Origin of the sequence: Lysinibacillus sp. NPDC056220 (assembly GCF_049315265.1) — a bacterium.
Taxonomy (GTDB): Bacteria; Bacillota; Bacilli; order Bacillales_A; family Planococcaceae; genus Lysinibacillus; species Lysinibacillus pinottii.
Genome location: NZ_JBMOXD010000002.1, coordinates 449,664 through 467,286, shown reverse-complemented (window position 1 = coordinate 467,286; position 17,623 = coordinate 449,664). Strand labels below are relative to the sequence as shown.

General features: G+C 38.0%; 19 protein-coding genes and 1 riboswitch. Of the genes, 3 read left to right on the top strand and 16 right to left on the bottom strand.

What is annotated here, in order from left to right; genetic code table 11:
- The 6 genes from ACOZBY_RS07320 to rpsU form a co-directional block, all read right to left on the bottom strand.
- Nucleotides 1-1,113 (bottom strand): sporulation protein YqfD, encoded by a 1,113-nt coding sequence (locus tag ACOZBY_RS07320; protein ID WP_422761899.1) that lies wholly within the window; start codon nt 1,111-1,113, stop codon nt 1-3.
- A 1-nt stretch (nt 1,114) separates the two neighbouring features.
- Nucleotides 1,115-1,363: a hypothetical protein gene (locus ACOZBY_RS07315; RefSeq protein WP_012295256.1), complete on the bottom strand. Its 249-nt coding sequence runs from the start codon at nt 1,361-1,363 to the stop codon at nt 1,115-1,117.
- Between the two features lie 55 nt (nt 1,364-1,418).
- Nucleotides 1,419-1,898 carry a hypothetical protein gene (locus ACOZBY_RS07310; protein ID WP_422761897.1) on the bottom strand — a complete coding sequence of 160 codons (480 nt, stop codon included), beginning with the start codon at nt 1,896-1,898 and terminating at the stop codon, nt 1,419-1,421.
- 25 nt (nt 1,899-1,923) lie between these two features.
- On the bottom strand, nt 1,924-2,928 hold the full coding sequence (floA, locus tag ACOZBY_RS07305; protein WP_008179446.1) for a flotillin-like protein FloA: 1,005 nt from the start codon (nt 2,926-2,928) through the stop codon (nt 1,924-1,926).
- A 3-nt stretch (nt 2,929-2,931) separates the two neighbouring features.
- On the bottom strand, nt 2,932-4,260 hold the full coding sequence (locus ACOZBY_RS07300) for an NfeD family protein (RefSeq protein WP_422761895.1): 1,329 nt from the start codon (nt 4,258-4,260) through the stop codon (nt 2,932-2,934).
- 301 nt (nt 4,261-4,561) lie between these two features.
- Complete coding sequence (rpsU, locus tag ACOZBY_RS07295) at nt 4,562-4,735, bottom strand: 30S ribosomal protein S21 (RefSeq protein ID WP_004227078.1); 174 nt, start codon at nt 4,733-4,735, stop codon at nt 4,562-4,564.
- Nucleotides 4,736-4,991: 256 nt separating this feature from the next.
- A riboswitch (cyclic di-AMP (ydaO/yuaA leader) is annotated at nt 4,992-5,131 on the top strand.
- A gap of 113 nt (nt 5,132-5,244) precedes the next feature.
- On the opposite strand from rpsU, the gene ACOZBY_RS07290 reads away from it, so the two are divergent.
- Both ACOZBY_RS07290 and ACOZBY_RS07285 read left to right on the top strand, forming a co-directional pair.
- Nucleotides 5,245-6,582: a TrkH family potassium uptake protein gene (locus tag ACOZBY_RS07290; protein WP_036164226.1), complete on the top strand. Its 1,338-nt coding sequence runs from the start codon at nt 5,245-5,247 to the stop codon at nt 6,580-6,582.
- A 26-nt stretch (nt 6,583-6,608) separates the two neighbouring features.
- On the top strand, nt 6,609-7,265 hold the full coding sequence (locus ACOZBY_RS07285) for a potassium channel family protein (protein ID WP_012295261.1): 657 nt from the start codon (nt 6,609-6,611) through the stop codon (nt 7,263-7,265).
- Nucleotides 7,266-7,313: 48 nt separating this feature from the next.
- Here ACOZBY_RS07285 and ACOZBY_RS07280 read toward each other — a convergent pair whose 3' ends face one another.
- The 4 genes from ACOZBY_RS07280 to deoC form a co-directional block, all read right to left on the bottom strand.
- Nucleotides 7,314-7,883 carry a manganese catalase family protein gene (locus ACOZBY_RS07280; protein WP_031417041.1) on the bottom strand — a complete coding sequence of 190 codons (570 nt, stop codon included), beginning with the start codon at nt 7,881-7,883 and terminating at the stop codon, nt 7,314-7,316.
- Between the two features lie 24 nt (nt 7,884-7,907).
- Nucleotides 7,908-8,171 carry a spore coat protein CotJB gene (locus ACOZBY_RS07275; RefSeq protein WP_144787431.1) on the bottom strand — a complete coding sequence of 88 codons (264 nt, stop codon included), beginning with the start codon at nt 8,169-8,171 and terminating at the stop codon, nt 7,908-7,910.
- Nucleotides 8,168-8,392, bottom strand: a complete 225-nt coding sequence (locus tag ACOZBY_RS07270; protein ID WP_200990544.1) for a spore coat associated protein CotJA — start codon at nt 8,390-8,392, stop codon at nt 8,168-8,170. Before ACOZBY_RS07270 ends, ACOZBY_RS07275 begins: the two co-directional genes overlap by 4 nt.
- 126 nt (nt 8,393-8,518) lie before the next feature.
- Complete coding sequence (deoC, locus tag ACOZBY_RS07265) at nt 8,519-9,190, bottom strand: deoxyribose-phosphate aldolase (protein WP_012295263.1); 672 nt, start codon at nt 9,188-9,190, stop codon at nt 8,519-8,521.
- 382 nt (nt 9,191-9,572) lie between these two features.
- Here deoC and mtaB point away from each other — a divergent pair, with 382 nt between their 5' ends.
- Nucleotides 9,573-10,922, top strand: coding sequence for a tRNA (N(6)-L-threonylcarbamoyladenosine(37)-C(2))-methylthiotransferase MtaB (gene mtaB, locus ACOZBY_RS07260; protein WP_031417045.1), 1,350 nt, complete (start codon nt 9,573-9,575; stop codon nt 10,920-10,922).
- Between the two features lie 81 nt (nt 10,923-11,003).
- On the opposite strand, the gene ACOZBY_RS07255 is transcribed toward mtaB, so the two are convergent.
- The 6 genes from ACOZBY_RS07255 to dnaJ all read right to left on the bottom strand — a co-directional run bounded on the left by ACOZBY_RS07255 (nt 11,004) and on the right by dnaJ (nt 17,502).
- Nucleotides 11,004-11,771 carry a CsxC family protein gene (locus tag ACOZBY_RS07255; protein ID WP_012295322.1) on the bottom strand — a complete coding sequence of 256 codons (768 nt, stop codon included), beginning with the start codon at nt 11,769-11,771 and terminating at the stop codon, nt 11,004-11,006.
- Between the two features lie 121 nt (nt 11,772-11,892).
- The gene (locus ACOZBY_RS07250) at nt 11,893-13,284 is read right to left on the bottom strand and encodes a BC_2427 family protein (protein WP_422761891.1); all 1,392 of its coding nucleotides are present in this window, start codon (nt 13,282-13,284) and stop codon (nt 11,893-11,895) included.
- 265 nt (nt 13,285-13,549) lie between these two features.
- The gene (locus ACOZBY_RS07245) at nt 13,550-14,350 is read right to left on the bottom strand and encodes a CsxC family protein (protein ID WP_012295324.1); all 801 of its coding nucleotides are present in this window, start codon (nt 14,348-14,350) and stop codon (nt 13,550-13,552) included.
- Between the two features lie 252 nt (nt 14,351-14,602).
- On the bottom strand, nt 14,603-15,340 hold the full coding sequence (locus ACOZBY_RS07240) for a 16S rRNA (uracil(1498)-N(3))-methyltransferase (protein ID WP_012295325.1): 738 nt from the start codon (nt 15,338-15,340) through the stop codon (nt 14,603-14,605).
- Nucleotides 15,341-15,420: 80 nt separating this feature from the next.
- Nucleotides 15,421-16,362, bottom strand: a complete 942-nt coding sequence (gene prmA / locus ACOZBY_RS07235) for a 50S ribosomal protein L11 methyltransferase (protein WP_031417048.1) — start codon at nt 16,360-16,362, stop codon at nt 15,421-15,423.
- Nucleotides 16,363-16,383: 21 nt separating this feature from the next.
- On the bottom strand, nt 16,384-17,502 hold the full coding sequence (gene dnaJ / locus ACOZBY_RS07230) for a molecular chaperone DnaJ (protein ID WP_012295326.1): 1,119 nt from the start codon (nt 17,500-17,502) through the stop codon (nt 16,384-16,386).
- Between the last annotated feature and the right edge of the window lie 121 nt (nt 17,503-17,623).

Here is a 17,623-nt window from a genome sequence, read left to right as displayed (position 1 = left end):
TCATTCTCCTTGTAGGCCATGTATTGGACTTGCAATGTTTTCATTGACTAAAAATAGAACTTTCCCTTCAACTGTACCATTACCCCACTTTGCCTGTAAAAGGTTTTCTTTTTTGATGATTGATTTGGCAGGTAACGAACGTATTACTTTTTCATGAAGAAGCGGGATAAGTAAAGACTCGATTTTCGATTCATCAAGCTCCACCTGCATCGTTTTCGTTTGCTGCTCCTCTACAATTGAAACATAGGGGTCTAGCCAATTCGGTAAATCCTTTTTTTGCACATAATCAACCTTTTCTTGATGAATACCTTTCACCAAAACGCGCCATTGCTTTTGTTGCAATGTTTCCATTGTAATTTTTGTAGGAATTTTAAAGGTACATTCAAGCCAATAATCTGCAAAAACCTCGCCCTTTGCGCCGACAAAAACATAATCCGCTCCACTTTCAATCACGCCACTAACAAGAACATCCCCCTCATAGGCTGTATCATTCACTGAAATTTTCCGCTCGCCATTTTGGATATCAAAGTGAGTAATAATACCGCTTTTGGTTGCTACTAATTGCGACGCTAATTTTTCATTTGCCTGCTTCGTTTGTTTAGGAGATTCCTGTGGCCTTAGTACAACTCGCCCTCCATTTTTTTCAATATGCACCCATGAGAGCTCTCGATGCTGTTCTAACAGCTTTTGGCGAATAACCGTATTAGACGGTAAATTTTTTTTAGAAAGCGGTGTTTCTATTTGAAAGGTATCATGAAACGTTTTACCTAGGCGCTGCTCCAGTTCTGGTGTTGCTGCTTCAATGTCTACCTTCCAAATCACCTGCGCACCAAGTATTGGAATGGCAATCATTAAAGCCAGACCAAGCAAAGTCCAAACCTGAGCTCGAAAAACTTGCTGCTCATCGGCGTAAAATACAGCCATTTTCAAGCGAAAGCCTCTTCGTAAACGACGAATTTTAGGTAAATGATGCATCGTTGTTTCAAACGAAACCTCTTGTTCTCTAAAGACGACACGCTTTAAAGGAACATGTTGTGCGTGCAATGCTTGAATAAAAGGATGAACATTTTCATGGCGCTTTATACGTATAATGATTGGCCGATTATTCCACATTTTAACTCACACCCATATTCTTTGTCATTTTCATATGAATCTCTTGTAAGTTTTCAACAGAGAGATGAAGCATTTCTTCTTTTAGTGCATGAATTTTCACCAAATCAGCCGTAACAGTAATATGATAATCTGCATAAGCAAACGAACAGGTCGTTGCATCTGCATGAATAAAACGGTAAGGTCCAATAATTTTTAATGATTCATATTCTGACAATTCAAGTAGTGGCGTTAATTGAAATAATTTTTTCATAAAAAAATGCCTCCTTCTTCGGCAATATATGCATCGAAAAAGGAGGACATGCTAGTTATTTTCTTTTTGCTTTTGGAGGGCCTAATATTTCAGCCATTACCACAGCCTGCATGAGAGCATTTTTAGATTGCGGGACTTGAAAAGGAGAATGTGTCCCAGTTACTTTCACTTCTTCTTTCCCAGCTGCTAATCGTCCTTTTTGCTCTCGGATAAACGAGCGCTTTGGCACATCCGCTGAAATGACAGGTGGCGCAACATAGCTTGGGACTTCCTTCGTCACTTGTTCCTCAACCAATTTCTTAGTCTCTTGAACCTTTTCATTTTCCGGAATCCAATCCCCTATAAATTCTCGAGCAAAATCTTCAAAACTTTGTGGTTTTTGATGATGCTGTGGAGTTTCTTCAAGCACAGGTGACTCTACACGTGTGTCCTTATTATTAAAAGGAGGCATTGATTTTTGTGGTTTTTTATTTTTTGATTTTCCGAAAATAGAGCTGACTATGGCAATTATTGCAAAAATAATTAATTGTTCCATATGTTAGTTCTGCTCCTTTCCGTTTTTAAACATTTGGTTCGTTTGTTTCTGGTTTATCGTTACTTACTTTTGAAATGGAATCACGCATAGCCGTATCAGCTTGAATATTACGATAGTTCATATAATCCATTATGCCAAGATTACCTGAGCGTAATGCTTCTGCCATCGCTTGAGGTACTTCTGCTTCTGCTTCTACTACTTTCGCTTTCATCTCTTGGACGCGGGCAATCATCTCTTGCTCATTCGCTACAGCCATTGCACGACGTTCCTCAGCCTTTGCTTGAGCAATGTTTTTATCTGCTTGCGCTTGTTCAATTTGTAATTCTGCCCCAATGTTTTTACCGATATCTACATCAGCAATATCAATGGATAAGATTTCAAAGGCTGTTCCAGAATCCAAACCTTTTGATAAAACGGTTTGTGAAATCATATCCGGATTTTCTAATACTTCCGTATGGCTAGTTGCTGAACCAATTGTAGAAACAATCCCTTCCCCTACACGGGCAATAACAGTTTCTTCACCAGCACCACCAACTAAACGCTCAATGTTGGCACGTACCGTAATACGCGCTTTAGCCTTTACCTCAATCCCGTTCATTGCTACACCTGAAATAAATGGTGTTTCAATCACTTTTGGGTTTACAGACATTTGAACTGCTTCAAGTACATCTCGCCCAGCTAAATCAATTGCAGCACAGCGCTCAAAGGATAATTCAATATTCGCACGGTGTGCAGCAATTAATGCATTGACAACTCGGTCTACATTACCACCAGCTAAATAGTGACTTTCAAGCTGGTTTATCGTTACAGGTAAACCTGCTTTATGTGCTTTAATCAACGGATTTACAATTCGAGACGGAATTACACGACGTAAGCGCATCCCAATTAATGTGAAAATACTAACACGGACGCCTGCAGCCAGTGCAGAAATCCATAGTGCTACTGGTACAAAGGTAAAGAATACCGCTAGTACAATAAATAAAATAACCAGTCCAGCTATAGGACCAATTAATGCTAAATCAAAACCCATTTCCTATTCCTCCATCTCTTTTTTTGTTTGTCTCACGACAATACGTGAGCCTTCAACTTTAATAATTTCTACATGTTTATTTGCATCGACATAGCCACCCTCTGATACAACATCAATGCGTTCACTGTCAAGAACCATTGTACCCGCTGGACGTAAAGGAGTAAGTGTAGTCCCTACTTTTCCTAACAATTCTGTGCGATTGACGTTGGAGACATAGCCCTCTTCTGTCGTAGTTGCATCCATTAACACCAGCCTGTTTAAGACATGCAGTTTTTTCCCGAAAAATTTCATCAGAATCACCATTCCTATAATCGCTATTACAAGCGCAATGAGAATTGCTATTATCATTTGCATAATATTTGCACCTGCCAGTAATAAACTTAGTATTATGAGCACACCACCTAAAATACCGACAATTCCACCAGGAACAAAAAACTCTGCCACTACAAGTGCTAAACCAATAACCAATAACAACAAGGATTCATAGCCAGCAAAGCCCGCAACCATATGTCCAAAGAAAAATAAACCAAGCGCTGATAATCCCATTATACCCGGAACGCCAAATCCTGGCGAATAGAGCTCCATGACAAGACCTAGACTTGCAATGGATAATAAAATTGGAACAATAATTGGATTTGTAATAAACCGAGCTAATTTCTCAGAGAATGTTGGTTCGATTGAAACGACATCACGATCTTGTAAGTCTTTTTTCTCTAAAAGTTCCTGAAAATTTTTCACGGTACCCTCTGAGTATTTGACCTTTAATGCCTCCGATGCTGAAAGCGTTAATAAATTTTTTCCCTCCGCACGATACTCTGGCAATTCATAATTGGAATCAGCCATTGCTAAAGCATACTTTGGATCTCGACCAGATGTCTCTGCTGCTGCTGACATTTGAGCAAGCCACGCACTATTTGCTTTCAAATCAGCTGTATTACCCGCTGAATCGATAACCGCTGCAGCACCGATTGTTCCATTGGGCACCATGTAGATTTCATCCGCATGTAAGGCTAAAAAAGCTCCTGCTGAATGGGCATCCTTATTAATAAAAGCAATTGTCCATATATCCGTTGCATCCATAAGCATGGCGATATCACTTGCTGCATTTACAAATCCGCCAGGCGTATGTATATCTAAGATAATCGCTTTCGCATTGTTTTCTTTAGCCTCATTAAAAGCTCGTTCTAAAAATGCGTGAAGCCCTCGCTCTACTTCATTATGAATAGGAACGTGGTAGACCTTACTGCTTGCAAACGCCGAAGTTAATGGAAACGCTAACAAAAAAGTCATCCATATTACTAGTAAATAGCTAAGGATTCTCCGTTTTCGCACCTTTTTCCCTCCCTTCTAACATGCTTCTCCTCTGTATATACGGTCAAACATGTAAAAAGTTTCACATATCTGAAAAATTATTTCGACTATTTGTACATGTTGCTTACAACTTAGTATTACACAAAAAAGCCGAATGAATCTAGTTGATATCCATCCGGCTTTTTCATATGTACGTAAATCGAGCAATGTAAAATACCTGGAATTAATTACAGCTGTAATTAATTCCAGGTATATCTTTGTCTGCTCAGTGAATCATACGATTGCGTGTTATGAACGTAGGGATTTTTAATGGGAAATTAAATTACCACTTACGTTTACGTGCAGCTTCTGATTTCTTTTTACGTTTTACGCTAGGTTTTTCGTAGAACTCGCGCTTTCTAACTTCTTGAATTGTACCACTTTTTGATACAGTACGTTTGAAGCGGCGAAGAGCATCTTCAAGCGATTCGTTTTTGCGAACGACAGTTTTTGACATCTCTCTTTCCCTCCCTCCGAACACACGTCAATACACAATTTAGGCAAATCACCTTCTGTTGTGTACTAAAAAATTATATCGTATTGTCTAATAATGGTCAATAGAAAGTGTGCGAAAATATCAAGTGAATTTTTGGTTTTATTTCTAATTGGAATTCGAAGAGCAAATTTGGCTCCCAATAAAAAAATAATTGTATTTTTCTATTCATATAGGGGTTTACAAAAAATAGAATATGGGCGTAGAATAATCACATTCAATTTAATACTGGCCAAATCTCAAACATTGAGAACGGAGGACCCAATATATTGGGGTTAATTCTGCACATGCAGAAAGGATGAGAAACTCTTTCGCCATCCTACCCGTCAGCTAACTTCGTCGGCTAAAGCGAAGGAGGTCCTATTCGACCACCTATTAGCATGTTTTCTCCTATTCTTTACATGCTTTTTTAGTTGGTCTTTTTTTATGCATATTTAAAATCAAGTAATTTAACATCTATAGAGGAGAACAAGATGAACACTTTTAGAAACACATTAAATCCTCCCAAAATTCTTGTACTTGGCTTTGCACTTATTATTATCATCGGGACTTTTCTTTTAACGATGCCTCTTTCTACAGAAGATGGAAAAGGACTTTCGTTTTTAGATGCATTATTCACCGCTACATCAGCAACTTGTGTAACGGGATTAATTGTTGTCGATACAGGTGATACTTTTTCAGTTTTCGGAGAAGTAGTCATTTTATGCCTAATCCAAATTGGTGGTTTAGGATTCATGACATTTGCAACATTGTTATTTTTACTACTCGGGAAAAAAATATCTTTAAAAGAAAGACTTTTGCTTAAGGAAGCATTTAATAATATTTCCATTGCTGGCCTTGTTAAATTAGTAAAGAGAATACTGCTCTTTACAGCATTGATTGAAATAATTGGTGGTCTTATTTTATCGATTCGTTTTTCTTTTGATATGCCTATAGGAAAAGCTGTATATTTTGGCTTTTTTCATGCAATTTCTAATTTCAATAATGCAGGTTTTGATTTAATGGGCGGATTTAATGGAATGACAGCTTATGTAGATGACCCATTCGTCGTTTTAACAATTTGCGCGCTCATTACAATTGGAGGCTTGGGGTTTATTGTCATGAATGAACTATATGAATATCGAGTTACTAAAAGACTTTCCGTTCATACAAAAATTGTTTTAGCGTCTACAATTATTTTAACGGTAAGCGCTACAATTTTGATATTTTTGTTTGAATTTGGAAATGATAAAACACTTGGTCCTTTAACTGAATGGGGCAAAGTATTGGGTTCTTTTTACCAAGCTGTTACACCAAGAACAGCAGGTTCCAATACACTGGCTATCGGTGACTTAACACATTCTACATTATTTTTAATAATTCTCTTAATGTTTATTGGAGCTGGATCTGGTTCCACTGCAGGTGGTATAAAAATAACAACTTTCGCAGTATTAGTTGCTACAATGTGGTCACAAATCCGTGGAAAAGAAGATGTTGTTTTATTTAAACGTAGAATTGTCACTGAGACTATCTTAAAGGCTTTGACTGTCACAATGTGTGGCGTACTTATCGTTGTTGTGGTGACAATCATTCTTAGCATTACTGAACAACGTCATAGTTTCATGATGTATTTATTTGAAGCAACCTCTGCATTTGGTACTGTCGGTCTTTCGATGGGGTTGACACCTGAGTTATCCCCTACTGGTAGAATTCTCATTATTTTAACGATGTTTGCTGGAAGACTAGGTCCATTAACCATTGCTTTCGCTATTACAAAACGACGAAAAACAGAAGCCTTTCGACATCCTAAAGGTAATATTATGATTGGATAACAAAATTAGAGGAGTGTGCTATAGCTATGGCTATTAAACAATATGCAGTTATTGGCCTAGGAAGATTCGGAACAAGCGTTGCCCGCAGGCTCCACGAAGCTGGACAGGAAATTTTAGGAATTGATATTAACGAAGAAAGAGTGGAGGATGCAGAACCCTATGTTACCCACGCTGTAGTAGCTGATACAACTGAAGAAAAAGCTTTAACCTCTATTGGTATAGGAAATTTTGATTGCGTTATAGTGGCTATAGGTAACGATATGCAGTCAAGTATTTTAACGGTATCTCTATTAAAAGAACTAGGGATAAAAAAAATTATTGCTAAGGCCCTTGGTAAAAGACATGGGCAGGTTTTGGATAAAGTAGGTGCTGATTGGATTATTTATCCCGAGCGAGATATGGGAGAGCGCGTGGCAAATCAGCTATTGTCTCCGAATATGCTGAATTATATCGAATTGTCTAAGGAATATAGTATAGAAGAAATTATGATCCCTTCAAAAATGGCTGGGCAAAATCTGCGAGATTTAGATTTGCGTGCGAAATATAACGTTAGTGTTATTGCCATTGTTCGAGTAGGAGACATCATTATTTCCCCTTCCCCTGAGCAAAACTTAGAACAGGAAGATATTTTAGTGATGATTGGTCATCGAAAAGATCTCGCTTTTTTTTCAAACATACAATAACAAAAAAAGGCTGTTTCAAGACCCCTTGATACAGCCAGCCACTTTTTCTTAGAAAATCTTCTGTTGATCCCTATCATCTTTTAAAATTTCTACTGCCTCTCTAAAACGTTGAGAATGGACAATTTCACGTTCACGTAAAAACTTCAAACTGTCATTTAAATCGGTATCATCAGATAAATCAATAATCCATTGATAGGTGGCACGTGCCTTTTCCTCAGCCGCAATATCTTCATATAAATCTGCTATTGGGTCCCCTTTTGCTTGAATATAAGTTGCTGTAAATGGCACACCAGAAGCATTTTGATAGAATAAAGCTCTGTCATGATTTACATAATGGTCCCCTAATCCCGCTTCTTTTAGCATTTCTGGCGTAGCATCTTTTGTAAGCTTGTAAATCATCGTAGCAATCATTTCTAAATGGGAAAACTCTTCAGTCGCTATATCTGTTAATAATCCAACCACTTTATCAGGAATCGTATAGCGTTGATTCATATAACGAAGGGCTGCTGCTAATTCCCCGTCAGCTCCTCCATATTGCTCAATTAAAAACTTAGCAAGCATAGGGTTACAAGTACTAACCTTTACCGGGTATTGAAGTTTTTTTTCATAATACCACAAGAATAAATTCCTCCTAATGATTTGTTATACTTGCCACGGCCATGGGGTATCAACCCAATTAAAAGGATAATCTGAATAACTTCGTCCAAAATTCATTAATGGACCAAACTTTTGTTCAAAATTTACTTTGAGCTTCATACTTTTTTCGGTGTTTTCATTAAATTGTTGAATAGCAGTATAGTCATGTGGATGTGTGTCTAAATAGAGATTTAACTCAACGATGACGAAATCAATTGCCTGTATTTCTTCAAGTAAGGTATAAAATTCGGGCGGCATCTTTTTAGTCATGCTTTCTCCCTCCTTTTCATCAGAAATGGATAGGGGCTAAATAATTGTGGCCATAGTGTTCCCGCCCTAAGTGCCTCTCTAGGGGTTTGGAATTGGGGGAGTCCAGGTGGTTGAAAGCCCATATATAATTGTGGTGGCGTAGCATAATACTTTACTTCGATGGGCTTGCAGGGATCAAAGGGACTAATATAGGGCTTCCAATACTTATACTGCGTAAACATGACATCCTCCTTTCTATATTCAAAATCATCAGTGGAGTATATGTGATGGTAGTAGGCATTATTCTACATGCAAAAAAGCCACTAGCTTCTTACAGAGCTAGTAGCTTAATATCCATAAAGAAATTATTAATAATTAGAATCTGCTATTAAACCATTCATGATGGCTACGCCAGAGCTTGCACCAATACGAGTTGCTCCTGCTTCCACCATGCTTTTCATATCCTCTAAGCTACGAACACCGCCTGAGGCTTTAACACCAAGTTCAGGACCTACTGTTTTACGCATTAGGGCAATATCTGCTGCCGTTGCGCCACCAGTTGAAAAACCAGTAGATGTTTTTACATAATCAGCACCAGCTGCCACAGCAAGCTCACATGCTTTTACTTTTTCTTCATCTGTTAATAAACATGATTCAATGATGACTTTTACAAGTGCGCTGCCTTTAGCTGCTTGTACAACTGCAGCGATGTCAGCTTGTACAAGGTCATAATTTTTATCTTTCAATGCGCCAATATTAATGACCATATCTACCTCATTTGCACCGTTCGCAATTGCATCTTTTACTTCAAATGCTTTCACAGCTGGTGTATTGGCACCAAGAGGGAATCCAATTACCGTACAAACTAACACGTCTGATCCTTGTAATAATTCACTACTGTGTTTCACCCAAGTCGGATTTACACATACAGAGGCAAAATTAAATTGCTTCGCTTCTGCACATAGTTTTTCAATTTGTTCTTTTGTTGCCTCAGCCTTTAATAATGTATGATCGATCATACGCGCAAAATTTTGTTCCATTTTTTAACGCTCCTTCTTCAATCAAGATGTACGTACCTCTTCGAATCATACCATTTTTTCACGTTGTCGTCTAATTTCTTTCTATTTAAAAGAATGTTGGTGTTGTCCTTATGAATGTAGCTTTTAATTATTAGCTATAATGAGGGTCCGTTCAAGTAATAGTATCCTTGAACAACTTTTACATAAGTATAGTTTACCCCCTAGTGAAACAATTAGTCCTGTAAAAAAAGAGGACAAAAACAAGCATAAAAAAATCTTTAAAGTATTGATTTTAAAAGGTTTATGTTATCATAAATCACGTATCTAAAATAAGTACACTACAAAATAATTTAAAATGAGAAGAAACACAAGGTAATGTGAAGTTGAAAGGATGATATAAATTATGAGTAACGAGCGATCAAAAATCGTGAGTTTCCATACTCTAGGTTGTAAAGTGAACCACTACGAAACAGAAGCCATTTGGCAACTATTTAAAGATGAAGGCTATGATCGCACTGAATTTGATCAGCAGGCGGATGTTTATGTCATTAATACATGTACAGTTACTAACACTGGGGATAAGAAGTCACGTCAGGTGATTCGTCGAGCAATCCGCCAAAACCCAGATGCAGTTATATGTGTAACAGGCTGCTATGCACAAACTTCGCCAGCAGAAATTATGGCTATTCCTGGAGTCGATATTGTTGTTGGTACGCAGGACCGTACAAAATTACTTGGTTATATTGACCAATATCGTGCTGAGCGTCAGCCAATAAATGCTGTACGTAATATTATGAAAAATCGTGTGTATGAGGAGTTAGATGTACCTGCATTTACAGACCGCACTCGTGCTTCCTTAAAAATACAAGAGGGTTGTAATAACTTCTGTACGTTTTGTATTATTCCGTGGGCACGTGGCTTAATGCGTTCTCGCGATCCACAAGAAGTATTACATCAAGCACAGCAATTAGTAGATGCAGGCTATCTTGAAATAGTCCTGACAGGTATTCATACTGGTGGCTATGGACAAGATTTAAAAGATTATAACCTTGCCCAATTATTACGGGATTTAGAAGCCAATGTTACAGGATTAAAGCGTCTCCGTATTTCGTCCATTGAAGCTAGCCAATTGACTGATGAAGTCATTGACGTATTACGTGAATCTAAAATTGTCGTAAATCACTTACACATTCCTATTCAATCTGGATCGGATACTGTGTTAAAACGTATGCGTCGTAAATATACTATGGAATTTTTCGGCGAACGTTTAACAAAATTACATGAGGCTTTACCTGATTTAGCTGTCACGTCTGATGTAATTGTCGGTTTCCCTGGTGAGACTGAAGAAGAATTTATGGATACGTACAACTTTATTCGTGATCATAAATTCTCCGAATTACATGTTTTCCCATTTTCTCCACGTACAGGAACTCCTGCTGCACGTATGGAAGATCAAATTGATGAAGACATTAAAAATGAGCGTGTACACCGACTCATCTCACTAAATGATCAGCTAGCTAAAGAGTATGCTTCTCGCTTTGAAGATCAGGTGTTAGAAGTTATTCCCGAAGAATTTGTTCATGATGGTAGTGAAGAGGAAGGCCTTTTAACGGGCTATACAGATAATTACTTAAAAGTAGTGTTTGAGGGTCCTGAAAGTCTCATCGGACAGCTTGTAAAGGTGAAAATTACACAAGCAGGCTACCCACATTCACAAGGACAATTTGTACGTGTTTTAGAGACAGTTAAATAATGAACAATAAATGGGTTGCCTGGAATATGGGCAACCCCTTTTATTGGTTTATTTGTCTTTATCATTTTTAACTAGCAATGATCAAGGGCTAGTAGGAGGTGTGAGTCCGAATAGTACTGGTGTTATAACACTACTTCCTACGCCTAAACGGATTTGTTGAACTTGCAATACTTTCACAGTTAATTCTAATACAATTTTTTCACGCAATGTGCTAAACGTACATTCTGGCGCAGCCATAATTGGTGAAAAATCAAGCTCAAAGAAGTTCGCTGCTACTAATTCCCCAAATGGTTGTTCATTGTATTTCACAAGATTTTGGAAGAAAGCCTTATCTAGACGAGCATCCATTTGAGTAGCTTCATTCAGGAAATTCGCTTCTGCAAACTCAGAAATTCCTAAAATGGGTGTTGAGCCTCCAATTATTTGTGGGAAAGTAAGATCTGTAAAACCAGAAAATGGAACGTCAGCAATTCTATCTCGAAGTGCTCCATTACAAGCTGATGAAGCATATTCGATATTTTTACGAATATGTCCTGCTACAAATAATTTAGCTCTTGTTACTCTAAAGAAGTCTGTACCATCAATACGCGCAAAGCTAACTGGTACTAGCTTCACTTGATTTAGGAATACATTTTTTTTCACTCTTTTGATTTCAGTTGCTGCCGGAGTAAGTGTAATATCTGACTCTACAACGATTTGCAATGTTGGTTCTGCCAGCACAACTGGAACTTTTATAGTGGGTGCCAAAACCGGTGTAGTAATGACTGGTGTAATTTCATTTGTTAATGGTATTTGCTCCGTTGATGCCACAGGACAAGGTAGATTTTGATTTTCAAATTGTTCACTCAAAAAATTTCCTCTTTTCATTTTTAGTATTAGAGAGCTCTCCTATCGCTAGAATATGTAGCAATTAAATCTATACATAGACGTATATATTAGAAAACGAACTTTTATACTGAATGAAATTCATTTATTGTCCAGAGTACAGACTGTCATATAGAACCCGAATTTTTTGTACTTGTATCATATGAATCGTTAAATCTAATACTATATTTTGACATAATTGATTGGCATAAGTTGTTGAGGCATTTTGTGTATCAAAAGCTGTATATTCAATACTCTGCTGTATATAGCCTTCTATCAATAATTTTCCATTTTTTGCTGTACATGTTCCATTTCCAAATGATTGGGATAAACGAATAGGTATAAATCTACAATTGGTGAGTACTACTTCATTCGAGATCTCTTTCACCCCTACAATCCCTTTTTCAAATGCCATAATCTCTTCTAGACATATTTCAATTTTATATTCCCCAACTATAACAGGTACTCGAATATGTATTAAATCAGATTCGTATGAGGTGGCTTCCCCTTTTTTAATTGATGGTGAATGATGTAAGGGAGTGACCACTGATTGAAAGGATTGATGCTGCCCATTATTTTTATCATTCTTATCAGTTTGCATGATTGAAATCAATTGATTGATGTCTGAACGAACTAAACGACATTCAGGATGTTCAGGGTAATCTGTTGTCGTTTGGAAAAGCTTTGTTTCAAGCTGTGGAGTTAAGGGATCTTTTACGTTTAGAAATTCAAATGTAGTATTTTGAACATGTTCGCCATAAATAGGAGCATGGAGAAAATCATGAATTTCTACATACGTAGAAAACAAGCATTTTTGGGTGATGGAGTATATCTCCCCATCCAACGATTTAGAAGTAGGATTGTTTTTCTCCGAATTCCCTGTCCCCTCAAAATGCCATTTATGTTCAACTGTGGATTCAACATCTGAGTGAATTGCTAAATCTTGTTTTTCCACTTGGGATTCATCACGGTCAGAAGGAAATTCATCAATGTCCTCAACCATCGTTTCTGTAGGTTCGGATACAATCTCTGTTACAATCGATTCCTCCACAGTCCCCTCTTTCATGTCTGGGGAGGGTTCGATTTCTCCCTCAATGGTTGAAATGGATAGGTCTTCATTGGCATCTGATAGGTCTGTTAAAGCTATTTCCTTATCAAGGTGCTGTTCACTATTTTGAAATTCCTCTTTAGGTATTGCTAAGTCTAGATCGGATAGTACATGGTCCTCCAAAGAATTCTCATTGCTACAAAGCTGGAGCTTGTTATCTACCTCAACAAACGTTTCTACGGAACTAGGTATGTCCTGATTGGAGGCTACAGGATCTGGTGATTCCTCTCCAAGCCTAATCTCATCTTTTATATCCCTAAGCAGCGTATTGCTTTCTTCTTGATTAGCTGGAGATTCATCATCTATTGTTTGATACGCCCAATCAGAGTATTTATTTAGCTTAGTGGATACTTCTCTCATTTCTCTAAAGTTAATCCATGGAGTATTCATTTATTCACTCCTAAACAATATTAAGTACATTTACAACACAATGAACAACGTTATTAATGTAAAGATTACCATTCTCATTACAATTTATAGTATGCTTGATTTTCCCTTTTGTCACAGTATCCTCGGGGTCATATGTTTATGGCTTTATTCCTTTTTTAGATGTAAAAAGGCAGTTAAAAGTTCGAGTACATCCGAACTTTCAACTGCCAGCTAAAATAATGAATTTTTATTAGTGCCCTGTTATGACTCTATTCAATATTTGAGATTAACAAAATTCTGAAGGAGGCGTAGGATTAACTATTGGTGAAGCTGGTGGTGTAAGTCCTGGAAGAACAGGCGTTACTACGCTACTTCCAGCTCCCAAACGAATTTGTTGAACTTGTAATACTTTCACAGTTAATTCTAATACGATTTTTTCACGTAATGTGCTGAAAGTACCTTCTGGCGCTGCCATAATTGGTGAAAAATCAAGCTCAAAGAAGTTCGCTGCTACTAATTCCCCAAATGGTTGTTCATTGTATTTCACAAGATTTTGGAAGAAAGCCTTATCTAGACGAGCATCCATTTGAGTAGCTTCATTCAGGAAGTTCGCTTCCGCAAACTCGGAAATTCCTAAAATGGGTGTTGAGCCTCCAATCGTTTGTGGGAAAGTAAGATCTGTAAATCCTGAAAACGGAACATCTGCAATTCTATCTCGAAGTGCCCCATTACATGCTGCTGCAGCATATTCGATATTTTTACGAATATGTCCTGCTACAAATAATTTAGCTCTTGTTACTCTAAAGAAGTCTGTGCCAGCAATTCGTGCAAAGCTAACTGGTACTAGCTTCACTTGATTTAGAAAGACATGTTTTTTGACTCTTTTGATTTCAGTTGCTGCCGGAGTAAGTGTAATATCTGACTCTACAACGATTTGTAAAGTTGGCTCTGCCAGTACAACTGGAATTTTAATAGTTGGCGCTGTTACTGGAGTAGCAACCAGTGGCGTAAAATCATTCGTCAATGGAATTTGTTCTGTTGATGTTACTGGACAAGGTTGAATCTGACTATCAAATTGTTCACTCAAAAAAATTACCTCTTTTCAATTTATAGTTTTAGTGAGCTCTCCTATCGCTAGAATATGTAGCAATAAAAACTATATATGGACATTGAACTTGTTCTCTTACATATTTTATTTGGAATTTTTGAGCCTAAATTTTTTTATGAATTTGATTCCACTCCTTTTACCGTAGTGGGAAACCCATAAAAAAACCACCTAAATTAATATTAGGTGGCCTTCTTATTGCTCCTCATGAAAGAATTTATTTATGACTCAGTATTATTCAAATTCATATGAGATGGCAGACAACGCATACAGTGGTGCTGTTTCTGCTCGTAAAATTCTTGGTCCTAAAGACATGGTTTGAGCACCTGCTTGTAACAAGGCCTCTGCCTCTTTACGAGAAATGCCACCCTCTGGACCAAATATAATAAGGATTGATGTTAATTTTTTCTCATGCACAAGTTTAAGCTTGTCCGCAAATCTGGTGCGTTTCTCAGCCTTTGCATCCTCTTCGTCTGCAATAAAAACGGCATCAAATTGGTCTATATCTTGTAACAATTGTTTAAATGTAACAGGTTCATACACCGCTGGAATATGTGTACGATGGGCTTGTTCAGCCGCCTCTTTTGCAATTTTTTGCAATCTTTCTTGCTTTTTAGCCCCTTTTTTCTTGTCCCATTTCACAATTGAGCGTTCGGCTTCGAATGGCAGTAAGGCAAACATACCAAGCTCTGTCGCTTTTTGTGTAATCAGCTCTAGCTTATCACCCTTTGGTAAGCCACAAGCTACTGTTATTTGAATAGGTAGCTCAGAAGAAGGGATTGTTTCGCCCGTAGCGTCAATCGCTACCTCATCACCTTCAAAGCCTGTAATCTTACAAATATGAGCAATATTTTGTGCAACAACAATGATCTGATCGCCTTGTTTCATGCGCATCACACGTTCAATATGCCGTGCATCTTCTCCGCTAATACGTGCATTCTCTATGGCTGTTTCAATAAAATAACGTTGCATGCTCCACAGTCCTTTCTAGCAAGAAATAAAGCACCAAATCACCAGCACATGGCTTACGATTTGGCGCTTCCTCCGTCAAGTTATAGTGGACGACGGGCAATGATCGCTACCCAATCTTCCATTAATAATACTTCTTCAATCATAAAGCCTGAAGCCTCAAGAGCTACTTTAACATCATCGCGTTTGGCACCGATAATGCCTGAAGTGACATATAATCCACCTGGTTTCACAATGGTAAATGCATCGTCAGTGAAGGACATAATAATTTCTGCCAAAATATTTGCGACAACCACATCTGCTGGTTCTTTAACAGTGTCTAATAAATTTCCATGGAAAACAGCTACTTTGTCTTCTACTTTATTTAAGGCAACATTTTCTTGTGCTGAGCGAACTGCTACCTCATCTAAATCAAGGGCATGCACATTTTTAGCCCCAAGTAATGCCGCTCCAATAGACAATACGCCGGACCCTGTTCCAATATCAACAACTGTATCCCCTTCTTTAATGACCTTTTCAAGTCCTTGTAGACACATGACTGTAGTTGGGTGTGTTCCTGTACCAAATGCCATCCCTGGATCTAATTCTATAATTAATTCATCTGTAGAAACAGGCGTATATTGCTCCCATGTAGGGACAATGGTAAAGCGTTCAGAAATTTTAACTGGATGGTAGTATTGCTTCCATGCAGTTGCCCAATCCTCTTCGTTGACCTCAACAATGGATACTACATTTTCACCGATATCAATGTTAAAGTTCGTTAGATTCGTAATAGCTGCTTTAATCTCCTCGACCGTTTCATTTAAGAAACTAGACTCTGATAAATAAGCTTTAACAATGACGCCATCCTTCGGGAAATCCTCTTCATTTAGTGCATAAATTTCACCATATTGATCTTCACGGGGCTTCGCAAACTCTGCAGAATCTTCAATAACAACACCACTTGCTCCTGCTTCATGCAAAATATTCGAAATTGCTTCTACCGCTTCATTTTTTGTATGAATGGATAATTCTGACCACTTCACGTAGCTCTTCAGCTCCTCTAATTATTCACCTTGGAATTTTTTCTTAATTTTATCGAATAGTGAACTTCCTTGCTCTTCAGGGATATCGCCACTAATTTCTGCAAATTCTCGTAATAATTGCTTTTGTTTTTCCGTTAACTTCTCTGGTGTCATCACCTTCACGGTAACATACTGGTTGCCCATGCCATAGCCATGAACATTTTTTACACCTTTGTCTTTTAATCGGAATTGAGCTCCTGACTGTGTTCCGGCTGGAATGCGTAGTTTTACTTTACCGTGAACAGTTGGTACTTCAATTTCATCTCCAAGTGCAGCTTGCGGGAATGTCAATTTCAACTCGAAATAAATATCATCCCCATCACGTTCGAAATCATTATGACCTTGAACACGGAACATAATATATAAATCCCCTGCTGGTCCACCGTTTATACCTGGCTCACCTTGACCAGATACACGAATTTGTTGACCATCATCGACACCAGCTGGAATTGACACTTTAATTTTTTTGCGTTTTTGAACTTTTCCTTCTCCACGACAAGTTGAACATTTTTCTTTAATGATCTTCCCTGTACCATGACAAGTTGTACAAGAACGACGGTTCATCATACGACCAAATGGTGTATCCACTGCTTGGTTGATTTGGCCAGCGCCATTACATGTCGAACATGTTTCAGGTTGCGTACCAGGCTTTGCTCCTGAGCCATGACAAGTCTCGCAAGTTTCATCTTTAGGAATTTCAATTTCTGTTTCTTTCCCAAAAATAGCTTCTTCAAATTTAATATTCATGCGATATTGCAGGTCGTCACCTTTGCGTGGCGCATTTGGGTCCTGACGACGTCCACCTCCGCCAAAGAATGAACTGAAAATATCCTCGAAGCCGCCAAAGCCGCCGCCTCCAAAGCCACCACCAAAGCCAGCATTTGGGTCCTCATGACCAAATTGGTCGTAGCGTGCTTTTTTCTGATCATCACTTAATACTTCATATGCTTCAGCGATTTCTTTGAATTTTTCATCTGCACCCGGCTCTTTATTAAGGTCAGGGTGATATTGCTTTGATAATTTACGGTATGCTTTTTTGATTTCATCTTTTGTTGCCGATTTTGTTAGGCCAAGCACCTCGTAATAATCGCGTTTCTCCATGATTCACACTCCGCTCTGTTTGCATAAAATCTATTGTAACATGCAGTCGATAAAACTGCCTTATTTTTTCGAGTAATCGCTCTATAAATTTGAGGTTTTTACTACTTCCTAGCAGTGTTAA